Source organism: Pseudoalteromonas sp. APC 3893 (assembly GCF_030408095.1).
GTDB lineage: Bacteria > Pseudomonadota > Gammaproteobacteria > Enterobacterales > Alteromonadaceae > Pseudoalteromonas.
In genome coordinates this window covers 97,472-113,878 of sequence record NZ_JASDCD010000011.1, presented here as the reverse complement: position 1 = coordinate 113,878, position 16,407 = coordinate 97,472, and the positions used below count along the sequence as shown (strand labels likewise).

13 protein-coding genes are annotated in these 16,407 nt (G+C 40.7%); 2 read left to right on the top strand and 11 right to left on the bottom strand.

Going from position 1 to position 16,407, the window contains the following annotated elements:
* Positions 1 to 43: 43 nt before the first annotated feature.
* From QMA12_RS13550 to QMA12_RS13515, 8 genes are all read right to left on the bottom strand, one after another.
* Positions 44 to 1,363, bottom strand: coding sequence for an AAA family ATPase (locus tag QMA12_RS13550; protein WP_290209431.1), 1,320 nt, complete (start codon positions 1,361 to 1,363; stop codon positions 44 to 46).
* On the bottom strand, positions 1,363 to 2,433 hold the full coding sequence (gene aroB, locus QMA12_RS13545; RefSeq protein WP_290209430.1) for a 3-dehydroquinate synthase: 1,071 nt from the start codon (positions 2,431 to 2,433) through the stop codon (positions 1,363 to 1,365). Before aroB ends, QMA12_RS13550 begins: the two co-directional genes overlap by 1 nt.
* 25 nt (positions 2,434 to 2,458) lie before the next feature.
* On the bottom strand, positions 2,459 to 2,977 hold the full coding sequence (gene aroK, locus QMA12_RS13540) for a shikimate kinase AroK (protein ID WP_087533154.1): 519 nt from the start codon (positions 2,975 to 2,977) through the stop codon (positions 2,459 to 2,461).
* 183 nt (positions 2,978 to 3,160) lie between these two features.
* Positions 3,161 to 5,263 carry a type IV pilus secretin PilQ family protein gene (locus tag QMA12_RS13535; protein ID WP_290209429.1) on the bottom strand — a complete coding sequence of 701 codons (2,103 nt, stop codon included), beginning with the start codon at positions 5,261 to 5,263 and terminating at the stop codon, positions 3,161 to 3,163.
* A complete protein-coding gene (locus QMA12_RS13530; RefSeq protein ID WP_087532641.1) occupies positions 5,250 to 5,786 on the bottom strand; it encodes a pilus assembly protein PilP in 537 nt (178 codons plus the stop codon). The genes QMA12_RS13535 and QMA12_RS13530 overlap by 14 nt, the downstream gene beginning before the upstream one ends.
* On the bottom strand, positions 5,783 to 6,403 hold the full coding sequence (locus tag QMA12_RS13525; protein WP_087532642.1) for a type 4a pilus biogenesis protein PilO: 621 nt from the start codon (positions 6,401 to 6,403) through the stop codon (positions 5,783 to 5,785). Before QMA12_RS13525 ends, QMA12_RS13530 begins: the two co-directional genes overlap by 4 nt.
* The gene (locus tag QMA12_RS13520; RefSeq protein ID WP_290209428.1) at positions 6,400 to 6,966 is read right to left on the bottom strand and encodes a PilN domain-containing protein; all 567 of its coding nucleotides are present in this window, start codon (positions 6,964 to 6,966) and stop codon (positions 6,400 to 6,402) included. The genes QMA12_RS13525 and QMA12_RS13520 overlap by 4 nt, the downstream gene beginning before the upstream one ends.
* The gene (locus tag QMA12_RS13515; RefSeq protein ID WP_087532644.1) at positions 6,954 to 8,033 is read right to left on the bottom strand and encodes a pilus assembly protein PilM; all 1,080 of its coding nucleotides are present in this window, start codon (positions 8,031 to 8,033) and stop codon (positions 6,954 to 6,956) included. Before QMA12_RS13515 ends, QMA12_RS13520 begins: the two co-directional genes overlap by 13 nt.
* Before the next feature lie 132 nt (positions 8,034 to 8,165).
* On the opposite strand from QMA12_RS13515, the gene QMA12_RS13510 reads away from it, so the two are divergent.
* Positions 8,166 to 10,694 (top strand): PBP1A family penicillin-binding protein, encoded by a 2,529-nt coding sequence (locus QMA12_RS13510; protein ID WP_290209427.1) that lies wholly within the window; start codon positions 8,166 to 8,168, stop codon positions 10,692 to 10,694.
* A gap of 73 nt (positions 10,695 to 10,767) precedes the next feature.
* On the opposite strand, the gene metL is transcribed toward QMA12_RS13510, so the two are convergent.
* Both metL and metB read right to left on the bottom strand, forming a co-directional pair.
* Complete coding sequence (gene metL, locus QMA12_RS13505) at positions 10,768 to 13,113, bottom strand: bifunctional aspartate kinase/homoserine dehydrogenase II (RefSeq protein WP_290209426.1); 2,346 nt, start codon at positions 13,111 to 13,113, stop codon at positions 10,768 to 10,770.
* Positions 13,114 to 13,118: 5 nt separating this feature from the next.
* Complete coding sequence (gene metB / locus QMA12_RS13500; RefSeq protein ID WP_290209425.1) at positions 13,119 to 14,384, bottom strand: cystathionine gamma-synthase; 1,266 nt, start codon at positions 14,382 to 14,384, stop codon at positions 13,119 to 13,121.
* A 235-nt stretch (positions 14,385 to 14,619) separates the two neighbouring features.
* Between metB and metJ the strand changes: the two genes are divergently transcribed.
* Positions 14,620 to 14,940 carry a met regulon transcriptional regulator MetJ gene (gene metJ / locus QMA12_RS13495; protein ID WP_016709540.1) on the top strand — a complete coding sequence of 107 codons (321 nt, stop codon included), beginning with the start codon at positions 14,620 to 14,622 and terminating at the stop codon, positions 14,938 to 14,940.
* Positions 14,941 to 15,032: 92 nt separating this feature from the next.
* On the opposite strand, the gene QMA12_RS13490 is transcribed toward metJ, so the two are convergent.
* Positions 15,033 to 16,274 carry a malic enzyme-like NAD(P)-binding protein gene (locus QMA12_RS13490; protein WP_087532648.1) on the bottom strand — a complete coding sequence of 414 codons (1,242 nt, stop codon included), beginning with the start codon at positions 16,272 to 16,274 and terminating at the stop codon, positions 15,033 to 15,035.
* Positions 16,275 to 16,407: the final 133 nt, after the last annotated feature.

Genomic DNA, 16,407 nt, shown 5'->3' with positions numbered 1-16,407 from the left:
TTCAAACTGGTATGGCCGCGATTTTACACTAAACAGCTTAGTTTTACTGATCTAGTAACGCGATTTCTTGTTTTATTTTACTTATTTTTTTATAAAATGGCTGATTATTACGCACAGCTTCAGGCAAAGTGGCTGTTACTTTACGTGCCGCATTAAGGCTTTTATAGTTACCATAAGTTACTATCCACCAATTCTTATTATTACGCTGTGTTTGATAAATTTTAGCAGCCTCACCTAACTTTTGTGCGACAATAAACTGCTCTGCGATAGCTTGCTTAGTTACTGCGAGTAATTGAATCACGAAATACTCGTCGTCTTGCTCGTTAAACCATGCATTATCAAATGGTAAGTTAGCAACTACAGGATCTTTAGCCTTAACTAGCTCAACCTCTGTTGGTTTAGCTTCAGACACTGGCAATACCGGCTGTTTAGGGCTAACCGCAAGGCTATCTAAAATAGCTGCTACATTGTTATGTGTTTCATCTTGTTCGGTTGTTACAATTGTAGAAGATTTACTCTCGTCAGTACTGGGAGCTGGTTTTATTATGCTGGGTAGTTCATCTGCACTTTGTTTTAGTTGCTCTACGCTTATTGCGGTTGCTACAGGTTCCACAGGCTGCTGTTGGTAAACCTCTTGCCACCACTGAGTCATATCTGATTTATATAACAAACCTATAATCAATAGCATAATAATAATCATCAGTGTAATTAAATGCAGTCGCCAAGAAACTTTATCTGCCACTTTAACTTCAGCACTATGCTCTATTGGTTGCCACGCTAACAATAAGCTTGGATTACCGTGAGACTCCTTTAAAAACGTTTGAAAAACAGGATCTTCATCAACAGGGAGGTTGTTAAAAAACCAATGCATAAGCTGCTTACTTTCAGCCATAGATAAAGGTTCAAGATGAATTTCAACTGCGTTACTAAACTGTCCAACAGCCTGTGCAGCAACTAAAATGTACAATGTGGTTGGACTATTTTTAGCAAGCAAAGCTAGATCAGCTGCCATTTCATCAGATAAATGGCGTGCACCATCTAGCACCCATAAACATGGGCCACAATTTTGCTTTTTAACTAATTGAAAGAAGTTTTCAGACAGTGACAATTGTTGGTCAATCAACGGCGTACTAAAACTTTGATCAAGTAATTCACTCATGAGTTGACTGTCTGTCATTCGAGCAGTTACTTGGACAAATGCTTTATTAAAATCGCTGTACTTATCTGTGATAAAGGTTTCAAGAAGGTAGCTCTTACCAAGACCAGATGGCCCTAATAAAGCAATTAAATTCTGCCCGTATTCAAATTGCAGCGCGATGCGATCAACCAGAGCCGCTCGGCTTGGTAAGATTTGCGATTGCATTAGCGCCCTATTAAATCACGAACCTGTTGATCAGATACATCATCAACGAGCGCGCACTGGCCAAACTCGGTTGGTAAAATAAATCGAATAGTGCCTTTTTTATTCTTTTTGTCTTTACGCATATGATGTAAAAATTGTTCACTGGTCATATCGCTAGGGATTTCACATGGTAAGTTATACGCAGAAATCAAAGCGGTAACTCTTGATACCTCAGCCGCAGTTAAATCACCACGGGTATGCGCTAATTGAGCTGCTAATACCATGCCAGTCGCAACAGCTTCACCATGTAACCATACTCCATAACCCATTTGAGCTTCAATTGCGTGAGCAAAGGTGTGGCCTAAATTGAGTAATGCGCGTAATCCAGCTTCTTTTTCATCTTGTGCGACAATCAATGCTTTAATTTCACAACAGCGAAAAATAACATGCTGCAGTGTTTCTTCATCCAGCGCTTGTAACTTAGCAACATTATCTTCTAAGAAACTGTATAACTCGGTATCGTAGATCAGACCGTACTTAATGACTTCAGCCATACCCGCGGCAAATTCTCGCTCAGGCAATGTATGCAATGATTGAGTATCAATAAACACGGCTTGTGGCTGATAAAACGCCCCAATCATGTTTTTACCTAACGGATGGTTTACTGCGGTTTTACCACCCACTGAGGAGTCAACCTGAGATAACAAAGTAGTTGGTACCTGAATAAAAGGCACACCACGCTGATAACAAGCAGCGACAAAGCCTGTAAGATCACCAATTACACCACCGCCTAAAGCGATTAAACAAGTATCTCGGCCACAGTTATTCTCCAACAGAAACGCTGATATTTTTTCAAACCACTCAAGTGATTTAAATTGTTCGCCGTCAGGAATAATAAAATGAAGGGGATTTAAATCAGCTAATAACGCCATTGCACCATTTAAATACAAAGGTGCAATGGTGTCATTAGTGATGAAGATAGGACGACAGTCACCTAAGTGCTGACGCAACCTGTCTGTGTTGTGAAGTGCAGATTCACCAATATAAATAGGATAACTTCGCTCGTCTAAATTAACAGTTAATTCAAGCATCGCCAGTATCCTTTATTATTGGTTTTTAAAAATCTAATTTCTCAATGATTTGATTAGCAACAACTTTAGCGCTTTGCTCATCAGTGCGTACAGTAAAGTCAGCAACTTCTTTATATAACGGTTCGCGCTCTTGTGCTAAACGCTCTAAAACGTCACGAGGTGCTTCTTCTGTTTGCAGTAATGGGCGACGCTTGTCGCGCTGCGTACGTGCAACTTGCTTTTCGATTGGTGTCTCTAGGTATACAACGATACCGCGAGCTGAAAGCTTGTTTCGTACTTCTTTACTCATCACTGAACCACCACCTGTTGCAAGTACAATACCTTGCATTTCAGTTAGATCGCCAATGACGCCTTCTTCACGAAGTCGAAAGCCTTCTTCACCCTCAAGATCAAACACCCATGCTATATCAGCACCAGTACGGCGTTCGATTTCTTGATCAGAATCGACAAATTCAAGATGTAATTGATCGGCAATGTGACGACCAATTGTGCTTTTGCCAGCCCCCATAGGACCAACTAGAAATATATTACGTTTTTCAGCCATATCTTTTAGTACAAACGAACTCTAAAATTTGAAATAAAACCCCGCCTAACGACCTGGCCCCAAAATTAAGGAGGGGATTATCTCAGTAATTGAGGCGGTATTTCAAGTCAAATAGAACAAAAAGCCAATTAACGAGCAATTAAAGTCAAAATTGCCCGTTGCGTTAAGGAAAATAGACCAGATTTAGTCTATTTGAATCTTCGGAGTAACGAAAATCAATAATTCCTTCTTCTCATTAAACTCACTCGTACTTCTAAACAGCACACCTAAGTAAGGAATATCACCTAATAGTGGAACCTTTTTCGTTGAGTTTATGATTTGTTGCTGGAATATACCACCAAGTACCACTGTTTGACCATTCTCAACCAACACTTGTGTCTGAATTTTTTGCGTATCTATCGAAACAGCAGAGCCGGTTGGTGTCTGTACCGTATCACCACGCGTATCTTGAGTGATAATTAAATCCAAGATTACTTTATTGTCCGGCGTAATATGCGGCGTTACTTCAAGGCTTAGCACCGCTTTTTTAAATGTAACGGTTGTCGCACCACTTGAAGCAGACTCCACATAAGGAATTTCAGTACCTTGCTCTATACGGGCCTTTTTCTGATTTGCGGTAGTAATACGTGGACTTGCGATAATTTCACCACGGTTTTCTTCTTCTAATGCACTGAGCTCTAAATCAAGTAACGTACCATTTGCTAGTTTAGCTACTTGCATACCGATACTACCTGCAGCACTTGAAACCGGTAAGTTAACATTTAAGCGATCAGCAATACTAGGAATATCATTATAACTGCCAGCATCAAATATTCCTTGCGCACCTTCTAATGAACCTGATAGCCCACCATTGTCTGAAGCATCACTAAAGCCCCAGCGTACACCTAAATCTTCTTGAACATTATCACGTACAGTAACCATACGAGACTCAATTACAACCTGTTTAACGGCAATATCAAGGGTTTCAACCATACGACGCACGCTTTCAATACTTTTAACCGTATCTTTAATTAGTAAGGTATTGGTACGTTTATCAACCGACACGCTGCCGCGAGGGGTAATGATGCTGTTGGTATCTGTTTTTAGTAAATCTGCAAACTCTTCCGCTTTTGCGTAGTTTAAACGAATGTATTCACTGTATAGTGGCTCTAAATCTTCGACTTGTTGTTTAGCTTTTAGATCCTTAGCTTCTCTGGCAGCTAGCTCTTCTGAGGGAGCCACCATTAAAATTGACCCATCCATGCGCTTATCAAGACCTTTAACACGCAATACCACGTCAAGGGCTTGGTCCCATGGCACACCATCAAGACGTAAAGTGATATTCCCCGTTACAGAGTCGCTCGTTACGAGGTTAAAGTCATTATAGCCGGCAATGATTTGTAGCACCGCGCGAACAGAAATATCTTGGAAGTTTAAGGTCATTGGACGACCTTGATACTCTTTGCCACCATCTAAAAATGAGCGTTGTGAAGCATCTTTTTCAACGGTCAGAGTAAATACATTTTCGATTTGTTGAAATGTATATTTAAAAGCAGCATTGGGCTCAATCACAATGCGGCTTTTACTGTCTTCTTTAAATGTCTCAATCTTACTCACAACAGTGCCAAAATCGAGCACATCTAACTCATACAGTAAGTCGTCTAAAATATCTGTATGATGAAACTCAGCAATAATTTTTCCACCACTTTCATGAACATCAACTGCCGCTTGGGTATCCTGCAAAAATACTAAAACGCGTGCTTCACCTTTTTCACCACGACGAAAATCAATAGATTGGATCGAGTTTATAAAATTACTAGTATCGTTAGCGCTTGCTTCGGCCGCATCTGACCTTGAGTTAGTCAGCATGTTGTCTGATACATGTAACGACACTAAATTATTATTCACCGTCGTTTGGTAAATTTTTAAACGATCCATATGTACGGTGACAATTAAGTGACCGTCGCTTACCTTACTTGTTACTTTCTCAATTCCTGCTTGGTCAATAGCAACGTCGCTGACAGCCTTTTCTACATTACTATCAATGAATCGCATTTCGATGCGGGCGGGGTTATTAAATACTTGTACTGTCGGTTGCTGCGCTAACTCTTCATCAAAAACCAGCTGTAGCTCGGTTTCTCCTGCAAGTAACGGATTGTACCGAACATCATAAAGTAATGGCTCAGCAAGCGCCGCCTGCGTGATAAAAAGGGCAATAACGCCAAGCACTGATTGCTGAATGCGGTTACTCCAAGATACTCCCTTATGCATTTTAATTTTACCTTTTTTATTTTTAGCTCGCGCCATCAGTTGTCGCCTCTAACATTTCAAGCTTAGTCAGGCGCTCTTTCCAACAACCAGACCCATCGGGTATTAATTCTAGTAACTCTATAAAATCACTTTGAACATCTTTCACTACACCATGATATAAACCTAAGTAATCCCCAATTGTGACTCGGTGCAAAGATTCATCAGCGGCTTTAATTAAAGCCCATGTTCTGCCATCTGAACCAAGAGTCCCCTTCATTGCTAAGTTGTCTAAAGGGTATTTCTCCAGTGGTTCTCGAGCTCGATCAGGATCAGGGTGTAAACAGTTTTTCACTTGCACCATATTATTTTGAATAATTTCAGGCTGTGGCGCAACAAACGGGCTGCGTAATTGACGTGCGCTGTATTCAAAATGTTCAAACTTAGTGAGCTTAGGTATTTCTTCAACTTTAGGCGTTGTGCTGGCCTTAACCTGATCAATAAATTCTTGCTGCTGTGCAATATCATCATTACACGCAGTTAAAGCAAAAGCTGAAAGAAGTATTGTAGCTATTTTTCTCATTTTCTAGCCACTCCCTTCTTAACTGCACCTTCATAGCGATAGGTTTTTGCGACCACGCTAAATGTAAGTTTACCGGTATTTGTGCTGGTTATTGAAAAATCGTGCAAACTTACAATGCGAGGTAGTTGCGCTACTTTGCCAACAAAATCACCAAATTCATGGTAACTACCTATCACTTCTATTTTTATAGGTAACTCAGTATAAAACTCTTTTTCTATTTCAGGTAGCCAACCAATCTTTAAGAAGGTTAATCCGCTTGTGGTACCAACATAAGTTAAATCATCTAGTAAACCAGGTGTTTCATTAGACGTTGGCAAGCGCTTTAATAGCTGTGAGAACTTATCTTCCATCTCCACCATTTGTTGGCGGTAAATCTCTAAATTACTCGCTACCGCGTATTTTGCGCGATAAGTATTGCGTAGCTCAACTTCCTTCGCTACCGCATTATGGTAACTATCAATTTCGTCTGAAACTAACAGGCTATAACTAAAAAATAGCACCAAAGCTGCTACAAAAGCACAACAAATAACTTTAACAACAACTGGCCAATCACCAATGTTTTCTAGCTCAATTTCATTCCAATCAATCTCGGTTAAGGCTTTGATATCAAGGTTCATTGCTTAACCTCACCAATTTTATCAAAGGGCTTAACATAAAACTCCATATTAAAATCACTAAGTAAGCGAGATGACTTTTCACCCGCTACGATCCCTTGCATAGTGGGTTTTTCTAACAGATAAGAGTTTTGTACTTGCCTTAACATGCTTGACAGGCGGTTATTTGATTCACTGCGTCCAATTACATGAATGGCGCTTCCCCGACGCTCTAACTTAGTTAAATAAACCCCACCAGGTACAATTTTAGCTACTTCATCCATAATTTGCGTACCTAAATTTCGACTACTCTGTAAATCCTCAATAAGACGCATACGCTGTTGTAAGTTTTCTTTCTTTTTATCTAACTCACGAATTTCGCGAATACGCGTATCTAGATGACCTATTTCGGTTGTTAAAAAATTATTTTTAACATTCTGTCCATCACGCAGATTGCCGTAATATGTACTTAACATATACATACTTAAAAAGCTCAATAGCACAACTAAAAACAAAATAGTGGCAAACTTATTCTGAGATTGTTTACGCTGCTGTTCACGCCATGGCAGTAGATTTATATGTGGCATGATGAAAAGCTCCTTAATGCCAACCCTGTAGCAATGGCAAACTGCGTTCGGTGACGCTGCATTACATTACGATCAACTCTAGGTGATATATCCATATTTTCAAATGGTTCGGCAACAATTGTATGTATACCAAGCTCTTCTATTAACAAGCGATCTAAACCATTAATCATGGCTGTTCCGCCGGTCAAAATAATATAATCAATTTGCTCTTTACCACTGGTAGTCAAAAACATCTGTACAGCACGGCGAACTTGTTGTAACAGTGAAGTTTGAAAAGGCGCTAATACTTCAAACGTATAGTTAGGCGGTAAATCAGCGGTTGTTTTACCTATTTCAGCTTCATCAAAGCTTTTATTATAATAAGCAACAATGCTATTAGTGTATTGATCGCCACCAAACACTTGGTCACGAGTGTAAATAGTTTCACCTGCAAGTACCACACTTACTAAGGTCAGCACAGCCCCTATATCAATCATTGCCACACATTTATTAAATGCATCGCTGGGCAGTTGTTGATAATAAACGTCCATGGCTCGGCTAAGCGCATAACTTTCAACATCGACGACTTTTGCAGTTAAGCCTGCGGTTTCTAATGCTCCAACACGGGCTTCAACACTTTCGGTTCGTGCAGCCGAAAGTAACACGTTCATTTTAGTAGGATCGGCTTCATTGGTTGCTAGTTTTTCAAAATCGAGACTAACTTCATCTAACGGGTATGGAATTAAGCTATCGGCTTCAATTTCGATTTGCGACTCAAGTTCGGCATCACTTAACGTAACGTCCATAAAGATAACTTTGGTGATCACTGTTTGCCCGGAAACAGCAACCGCCGCAAATTTTGCCGATTTAGGTAATTTACGCTTCAATTTAGTGATAATATTACCAATCGCTTCAATGTCCTGAATATTTCGTTCGGACATTGTTCCTTTTGGCATAGGTTCAATTGCTAAGGCCTCTAGGCGGTAGCCGGTTTCCGTTTCATTCAGTAACACTGCTTTAATAGCGTGCGAACCGATATCTATCCCTATCATCATTGATGAAGACTTATTCATTAGTTGGCTTAACATGTTTGCGATTCGGCCTTTGTTTTAAGAATAAACAAGTTATAATTTTTATCTGAAAAAATACTATTCATTTTTTAATCAATATATACTATCAGTCTACGATTCTAATTGGGAGTCCATTTAGGGAAAATATAAGTGATTTTATTCAAACGAACTTTACAATTTTTTATCATTTGCACGTTTTTGGGCTTAATTACATTAGCAAGCCTTTATTATTACGTTAAATCCGATATCCCAAGTGTGCAAGTTTTAAAAGACGTGCAATTACAAACTCCCATGCAAGTATTCTCTCGAGACGGCTTGTTGATCAACCAATTTGGAGAGAAACGCCGTATACCCGTTAGTATCGATGAGATCCCACAGCCACTCATTGATGCAATATTAGCCACTGAAGATACACGATTTTATGAACATATTGGTATAGATCCTATAGGTATAGTTCGTTCAGCGATAGTATTAATATCAACTGGCGAGAAAAAACAAGGCGCAAGTACAATCACCATGCAGCTCGCTCGTAACTTTTTCTTAACACGAGAAAAAGCCTACATTCGTAAAGTAAAAGAAATCTTTATTGCCCTGCATATTGAAAACCTACTTAGTAAAGATGAAATACTTGCTCTTTACTTAAATAAAATCGAATTAGGCAACCGTGCATTCGGTATCGGTGCAGCTGCACAAGTTTATTATGGTAAAGAGCTTAATGAATTAAATTTAGCACAAATGGCGATGATTGCAGGTTTACCTAAAGCACCATCAGCATTAAACCCTATTCGTAACCCTGTGCGCGCTAAAGCTCGCCGCAATGTTGTGCTAAGTCGGATGCTTGACGTGGGCTTTATCACCCAGCAAGAGTTCAATGAAACGTCAAAGCAGCCAATTACAGCACGCTTTCATGGAGCTGAAATTGATTTGTATGCCCCTTATATTTCGGAAATGGTACGTGCCGAAATGGTCGCTCGCTACGGTTTCGAACGTGCCTATAATACCGGTTTTAAAGTATACACCAGTGTAGAATCAGACGTACAAGCCGCAGCACAAAAAGCGCTGGTAGATAATCTACATGCTTATGATATGCGCCATGGCTATCGCGGCGCAGAGGTTCATCTGTGGGATCATGAGACACAATCACCACTCAATCAACAAGCAATTTTAGACAAACTTGCTCCCATCAAAGAAATCGGCCCGCTGTTGGCCGCCGCAGTATTAGAGGTAGGCGAAAAAAGCGCTAACGTATTATTAAAAAATGGCGAGCACGCCACGCTAAACTGGGATAATTTAAAATGGGCACGCAAGTTCATCACTCGTTACCGTCAAGGTTTTGCACCAAAAACAGCCAGCGAAATTTTAGCGCCAGGCGCTCAAATTTGGCTGCGTAGAAATGACGACGGCAGCTATCTACTTAGTCAACTGCCAGAAGCCGCCAGTGCTTTAGTGTCTCTAGATCCTAATGATGGCCGTATAAAAGCTATAGTAGGTGGTTATAGCTTTGAGCAAAGCCAATACAATCGTGCAGTTCAAGCGAAGCGCCAAGTAGGCTCAAACATTAAACCCTTTATTTATTCTGCAGCACTAGAAAGAGGCTATACCTTAGCATCTATTTTAAACGATGCACCTATAAATCAATGGGATAAAAGCTTAGGTGTGGCATGGCGTCCTAAAAACAGCCCTGCAGTTTATAATGGCCCAATTCGTATTCGCCGTGCATTAGCGCAATCTAAAAACGTTATTTCCGTGCGTTTATTAAGAGGGGTTGGACTCAATCGTACTGCTGATCATTTACTTAAATTTGGCTTTCAAAATAGCGATATCAATCGTAGCGAATCGTTGGCCTTGGGTAGTGCCTCAATTACTCCGCTTGAACTTGCTCGAGGTATGAGCGCGTTTGCTAATGGAGGCCATTTAATTACTCCTTACTTTATTAGTGAAATTCAAGATTCTGCTGGCAATGTGCTATTTAAAACGCAACCACAACTCGCTTGTGACGCTGATGCAGCTGCTAACGAAGGTGACGTTGCCTTAAATAGTAATTTAACAAGCCCATCTAGTAATGTTTTTGAGGATTCCACTACAGGCCATGCATCCGCAGTAACATGTGCTCCGCGCATTATTTCTAAGCAAAATGCATTCTTAATTGCTGATGCTATGAATAGTGCGATTTGGGGCGGCGGTAGCTGGGCCCATAAAACGGGTTGGAGTGGTACAGGTTGGCGAGCGCAAGCGCTAGAGCGACGCGACTTATCAGGTAAAACAGGTACTACCAATGACTCCGTTGATACTTGGTTTAGCGGCTTTAATCGCAACGTAATGACTTCTGTTTGGGTGGGCTTTGATAATCCAGGTAACCCACTGGGTCGCTCTACCTATAATAGTAATTTGAGTAAATCTCAGATCACAGGCGCTGAGTCAGGCGCTAAAACCGCTCAACCTGCTTGGGTTGATTTTATGCGTGTAGCACTTAAAAACCAGCCAGAAGCGCCAATCGAGCCACCTGAAGGACTAGTGTCAATTCGTATAGACCTAGCAACAGGCTTACTTAGCCAAAAGAATGATTACACTAGTCGCTTTGAGTATTTCAAAAAAGGCACCGCCCCTACAAAATACGTTATGCAGCACGTTGAAGATGTATTTGAAGAGGATACTAAAACTGAAGAAGAGCTATTTTAATCGTCGTGATATAAAATCGCTGCTACATAAAACAAAAAAGCGCCAAAATTGGCGCTTTTTTATTACAAGCTTTTTATTTTAAATTTTGTATTAACCAATATAAATCCGAATGCACGCCTGCTGCGGTGACCTCTTTACCTGCACCAGGGCCTTGTATTACCAAAGCATTGTCACTATACCACTGGCTGTTTATTACAAAGATATTATCGCCCGGTGTTAAATTAGCTAACGCATCACCTTGAGTGGCAAACGCCAGCCCAACTTGCGCTGTGAGTTTATTATCAGCAAGTGACAAAGCGCCAGTATAGCGCAACACCTTACCCTGCTCGCTCGCCTGCTTGGCCTTGTCAGCAATAAAGCTATCTAACTGTTGTTTGTTATCTAAAAATGACTGCCAATCGCCTTGTGCTAATTGCTCTGGCATCAGTGCTATTAAGTCAATATCATCTAACTCTAAAGTTAAACCTAATTCACGCGCTAGAATAAGCAACTTACGCTGCATATCACGACCAGATAAGTCTTCACGCGGATCAGGCTCTGTAAAACCCATTTCCTGCGCTTGTAATACTAAATCTGAAAATGGCACACTGCCATCATAGCTACTACACAACCACGATAATGTACCAGAGAACACCCCTTCGATACGCGTGATTTTGTCACCACTATTTTGTAAATCAGCTAAAGCAAAGTTAATCGGTAACCCAGCGCCAACAGACGTGTTATAGCGCCAAAATAAATTGCGTTCAGCTAAATTGTGGCGTAATGCTTGATACCAGTCATTATCAGCCGTACCTGCATATTTATTCGCACTGATCAAGTGACAGTCTAAATTAACAAAGTCAGGATAAAGTAAACTAAATGATTCACTGGCGGTAATATCAATCACCACTTTATGTTCGTAATCAAGTTCACTTATATGCGTTAATAAATCCGCTTGCTGATAATCAGCAGCTTCGTTATCCCATCGTGTTTGCCATTGCTCCAGGCTAATACCGCTTGGGCTGAATAACATTTGCTGAGAACGTACTAAACCCACTAACTTCACACTAAAATGCTGTTCTAAGCGATTTAGCTGTTGTGAAAGCTGTGAAATAAACACTTCGCCAACATTACCTAAGCCTGCAATGATCACCGCAAGCTCTTGGCCTTTGTTGATTAACTTGTCATGTAATAGCGTTAATACATCGCTATCAATTGCTTGGTCAGTTAAGAGTAATGCATACTCAGTATCTTGGTGGCTAAAGCGAGGCGCTAAACTTTGCTCACTTAGCAACGAGGAAGCCTGCACAGATAAATGAGCTATATCGTTATTTGGCGCAACAATAGCGCAGCCATGTAAGTTTGACTCAATAATATTAGCACGCCCTTGTAGCTGACTCACTATTTGATGAGTCGCATTACCTGGTACTAATAAGTAAGTATCGCCCTGCTTAACAAAGTGGTGCAAACTATGTTGAATAAGCTGACTCAACTGCCCAACTTCACCTGCATTGAGTTGATCCACCCGCAGTAAATCAATGTTTTCTAGCGTGGTGATAAAGCGCTTGGCTTTACTATAACCTTCTTTAACTATTTCAGTGGCACTGGCTTCGGTATCAAAACTGCTGCGTACAACCAGCTTTATATCAGTATTTTTTAACGGTGATAATGTTTTAGCATGTAAAACAGGGTTACCTAATCGTGCTAATAAATTGGCTTGACCACGACACACTTTTGAATATTTAAGCGCTTTATTTACCTTACGAGGGTCAGTACTAAATACACCTTGAGTATCGGTCCAAATAGACACTTGCTGGGCATGACAATAACTACCTAAGAGTGTGGCACTGTAATCACTGCCATTACGTCCAAGAGTTACTGTATCACCATGGCAGTCACTGGCAATAAAGCCGGTAACCACATTAACATGCCGCTTGCTTATCAAATCTATACAAGCTTGTTGATTCTTTTGATGCAATAACTGCCCATCATTTAAGGTAAAAAGCTGACGCGCATCAATATCTTTTGCAGCTAAACCTAATTGCTGTAAATAGCTTGCAAGTAATCTCGCCGACCACACTTCACCATGAGCAAGTAAAGGAGCCTCAGTTAAAGTTTGCTGCTTGGCTTGTTCGGCTAATTGTGCCAATTCTTGTTGCAATAAGCTAAGGGCCTGCTGCTTGGCTTGTGCCGTTAATAATTGCTCAATCAAGGTTCGCTGGTGATTATCTAACAATAATAAAATGTCGCTAACAGCTTGCAGATCATCCTGCTGGTAACTTTGCCATAACTTAACCAAAGTGTTCGTTGTTTTACCTGCGGCTGAAACCACAACACAATCACCCACTTCGCTATTCGCTAAAATGATATTCGCGACTGCTTGATAGCGCTCTGGCGAACTTAAGCTCGAACCACCAAATTTATGTACTATATTAACCATTTTTCTTACCACAATGCCGTATGTGCTGGCGTTAGTTTAAATGAGCTTGATTGCTGATCTTGTTGTTTAGCTGTGGCTTGTTGTGCAACAAGTTGCTCACTTTGACCACCCTGACCAGGCTTTACTTTATTAAACACACGTTCTAAATCAGCCACTAAGTCTTTAACATCTTCAATACCAACAGAAATACGAATTAGCGTGTCACCCACACCAGCTTCAAGGCGTGCAGTTGCATCCATTCCGGCATGAGTCATAGTAGCTGGATGACAAATTAAACTCTCAACACCGCCCAGTGACTCAGCTAAAGTAAACTCTTCAAGACTCGTTAAAAATGCTGCCGCATCATTTACATCACCCTTAATATCAAAACTCACCATGCCACCAAAACCACGCTGCTGTACTTTAGCCAACTCATGCTGTGGATGTGACTCAAGACCAGGATAATAAACTTGGCTTACATAAGGAGAGTCTTCTAGATATTGCGCTATGATAAACGCATTTTCTTGGTGCTGACGTAAACGAACATTTAACGTACGCAAGCCACGCAAAGTTAAGTAGCTATCAAACGGCGCACCGGTAATACCAATATTATTTGCCCACCACGCAAGCTCATCACCTAACTCTTGGGTTGCAGCAATCACGGCGCCACCCACAACATCTGAGTGACCATTAATATATTTAGTTGTTGAATGCACCACAATATCGACACCAAATTCGATTGGATTTTGTAAAGCCGGCGATAAGAATGTGTTATCTGCGCCAACAAGTGCACCACATTGTTTAGCAATAGTGGTAATCGCTTTAATATCGGTCAGGCGTAAAATAGGGTTGCTCGGTGTTTCAATCCAAATTAGCTTAGGTTTAATTTCAAGAATTTTTTCATGATTTTCAGTTTTCGTTAAATCTAAAACCACTAACTTTAATAACCCACGCTTTTCAAGAGAGGTAAATAAACGGTAGCTGCCACCATAACAATCATGAGGAATGATTAAAGTATCATCGCTATTGAGTAGTTGAGTCGCTAAATGTACTGCCGACATACCCGTGGCCGTAATAATTCCCTTAGCGCCTCCTTCAAGTTCAGCCAGCGTCTCAGCTAGAATATCGCGGTTTGGGTTACCACTGCGGCCATAATCGTATTGGCGTTTAGTATCAAAATCAGCAAAGGAATAGGTTGTTGATAAATGAAGAGGCGGCACAACAGCGCCATGATGTTTATCAGCATCGATACCATTTCGTACCGCGATAGTTGCTTTGTTCTTTTGACTCATAACGTCACCTACAATAAATGGATGTTTAGACGTCTAAAAGGTTAGATGATCAGTCCCCATAAGTCAAAACATTTGTGGTGTAACCAGGGCATTATTAGCGGTAAAGATATTTAGCTCGCTAGATGGCTAAATAACAAGTGTTTGACTATCTTTTTTAAAACGATAGAATTTCCGCATCTTTGCAAAGCAAATAGGCTATGCAAACAACTAACAACCTGAGGCAACGATACTTCTTATGGCTAAATGGAACGGTGAATATATTCACCCATACGCAGAACACGGTAAAAAATCAGAGCAAGTGAAAAAGATCACCGTGTCTATCCCACTTAACGTGCTAAAAGTGTTAACTGACGAGCGCACCCGCCGTCAAATTAACAACCTACGACACGCGACTAACAGCGAACTACTTTGTGAAGCATTTTTACACGCTTTTACTGGGCAACCGCTGCCAAACGACGAAGACTTGCGTAAAGACAACCCTGAGAAAGTGCCTGAAGAAGTGAAGAAAATCATGCTCGAAATGGGACTTGAAGTACCTGTACTTAACGAAGATTAAGTTACGGTTTGCATTCCTGCCTTCAGGAATTGGATACAAAAAAACCTCAGCACCTAACATTGCTGAGGTTTTTTATTGCTTGATCGTTTCGGCTAAGCCATATAATTTTCAGGCATATCTATTTGCGCAACACCTGAATCAATAGCCGCTTGCGCTACCGCTTTTGCTATACGTGGCAACAAACGCGGATCCATTGGTTTTGGGATAATATACTCAGGGCCAAATTCAAGAGAATCAACACCCGCTGCTTTTAATACTTCTGCGGGTACTGGCTCTTTAGCAATACTACGAATGGCATCCACTGCTGCAATTTTCATTTCATCGTTGATTTGGCTTGCACGAACATCAAGCGCACCACGGAAGATAAATGGGAAACATAGCACGTTATTAACTTGGTTCGGGTAATCTGAGCGCCCTGTCGCCATAATAAGATCTTTACGGGCACCGTGTGCACGCTCTGGCGCAATCTCAGGATCTGGATTAGAACATGCAAAAATAACTGGTTTGTCGGCCATTAGCTTTAAATCTTCTGGATCTAACAAGTTCGGACCTGATACACCAACAAACACATCTGCATCGGCTATTACATCTTGTAACGTACGTTTATCTGTATTATTTGCAAACAGTTGTTTATATTCATTTAAATCATCGCGACGTGTATGAATAACCCCTTTACGGTCAAGCATATAAATATGCTCACGCAGAGCGCCACATTTAATAAGTAGTTCCATACATGCTACAGCAGCTGCACCAGCACCTAAACATACAATAATCGCATCTTCAATTTTTTTGCCTTGCACTTCAAGCGCATTGATCATACCCGCAGCAGTTACTATAGCAGTACCGTGTTGATCATCATGAAAAACAGGAATACTACAGCGCTCAATTAATGCTTTTTCAATCTCAAAACATTCTGGCGCTTTAATATCTTCAAGATTAATACCGCCAAACGTATCTGCAATATTAGCCACAGTATTGATGAAATCTTCAGTTGTACGATGCTTTACTTCAATATCAATTGAATCTAGGCCTGCAAAACGCTTAAATAATAATGCCTTACCTTCCATTACTGGTTTTGACGCCAGTGGCCCTAGATTACCTAAGCCTAATATAGCGGTACCATTAGTAATAACAGCCACCATATTACCTTTGCCCGTGTATTTATATGCATTAGCTGGATCGGCTGCAATTTCACGCACAGGTTCAGCAACACCTGGGCTATAAGCTAGAGCGAGATCATTAACGGTTTCAGCTGGCTTAGTAAGTTCAATGCTGATTTTTCCTGGAACGGGGTGAGCATGGTAATGTAATGCTTGTTCACGAAAGTCTGACATAACGCGATTTTATCCTGCAAGTAAGTTAAATTTAAAGTGAGAGTGAGCAGTTCTTAGCGAACAATACCTATATTATAATTAAATTCAAGCAATATCAGGTCTATCCTGTTATAAGCTATATCAGTTAATTTTA

What these genes read in the sequence shown, in the direction of transcription:
- QMA12_RS13550 (WP_290209431.1), bottom strand. Translation starts at nt 1,363, where the DNA reads ATGCAATCGCAAATCTTACCAAGCCGAGCGGCTCTGGTTGATCGCATC.
- aroB (WP_290209430.1), bottom strand. Translation starts at nt 2,433, where the DNA reads ATGCTTGAATTAACTGTTAATTTAGACGAGCGAAGTTATCCTATTTAT.
- aroK (WP_087533154.1), bottom strand. Translation starts at nt 2,977, where the DNA reads ATGGCTGAAAAACGTAATATATTTCTAGTTGGTCCTATGGGGGCTGGC.
- QMA12_RS13535 (WP_290209429.1), bottom strand. Translation starts at nt 5,263, where the DNA reads ATGGCGCGAGCTAAAAATAAAAAAGGTAAAATTAAAATGCATAAGGGA.
- QMA12_RS13530 (WP_087532641.1), bottom strand. Translation starts at nt 5,786, where the DNA reads ATGAGAAAAATAGCTACAATACTTCTTTCAGCTTTTGCTTTAACTGCG.
- QMA12_RS13525 (WP_087532642.1), bottom strand. Translation starts at nt 6,403, where the DNA reads ATGAACCTTGATATCAAAGCCTTAACCGAGATTGATTGGAATGAAATT.
- QMA12_RS13520 (WP_290209428.1), bottom strand. Translation starts at nt 6,966, where the DNA reads ATGCCACATATAAATCTACTGCCATGGCGTGAACAGCAGCGTAAACAA.
- QMA12_RS13515 (WP_087532644.1), bottom strand. Translation starts at nt 8,033, where the DNA reads ATGTTAAGCCAACTAATGAATAAGTCTTCATCAATGATGATAGGGATA.
- metL (WP_290209426.1), bottom strand. Translation starts at nt 13,113, where the DNA reads ATGGTTAATATAGTACATAAATTTGGTGGTTCGAGCTTAAGTTCGCCA.
- metB (WP_290209425.1), bottom strand. Translation starts at nt 14,384, where the DNA reads ATGAGTCAAAAGAACAAAGCAACTATCGCGGTACGAAATGGTATCGAT.
- metJ (WP_016709540.1), top strand. Translation starts at nt 14,620, where the DNA reads ATGGCTAAATGGAACGGTGAATATATTCACCCATACGCAGAACACGGT.
- QMA12_RS13490 (WP_087532648.1), bottom strand. Translation starts at nt 16,274, where the DNA reads ATGTCAGACTTTCGTGAACAAGCATTACATTACCATGCTCACCCCGTT.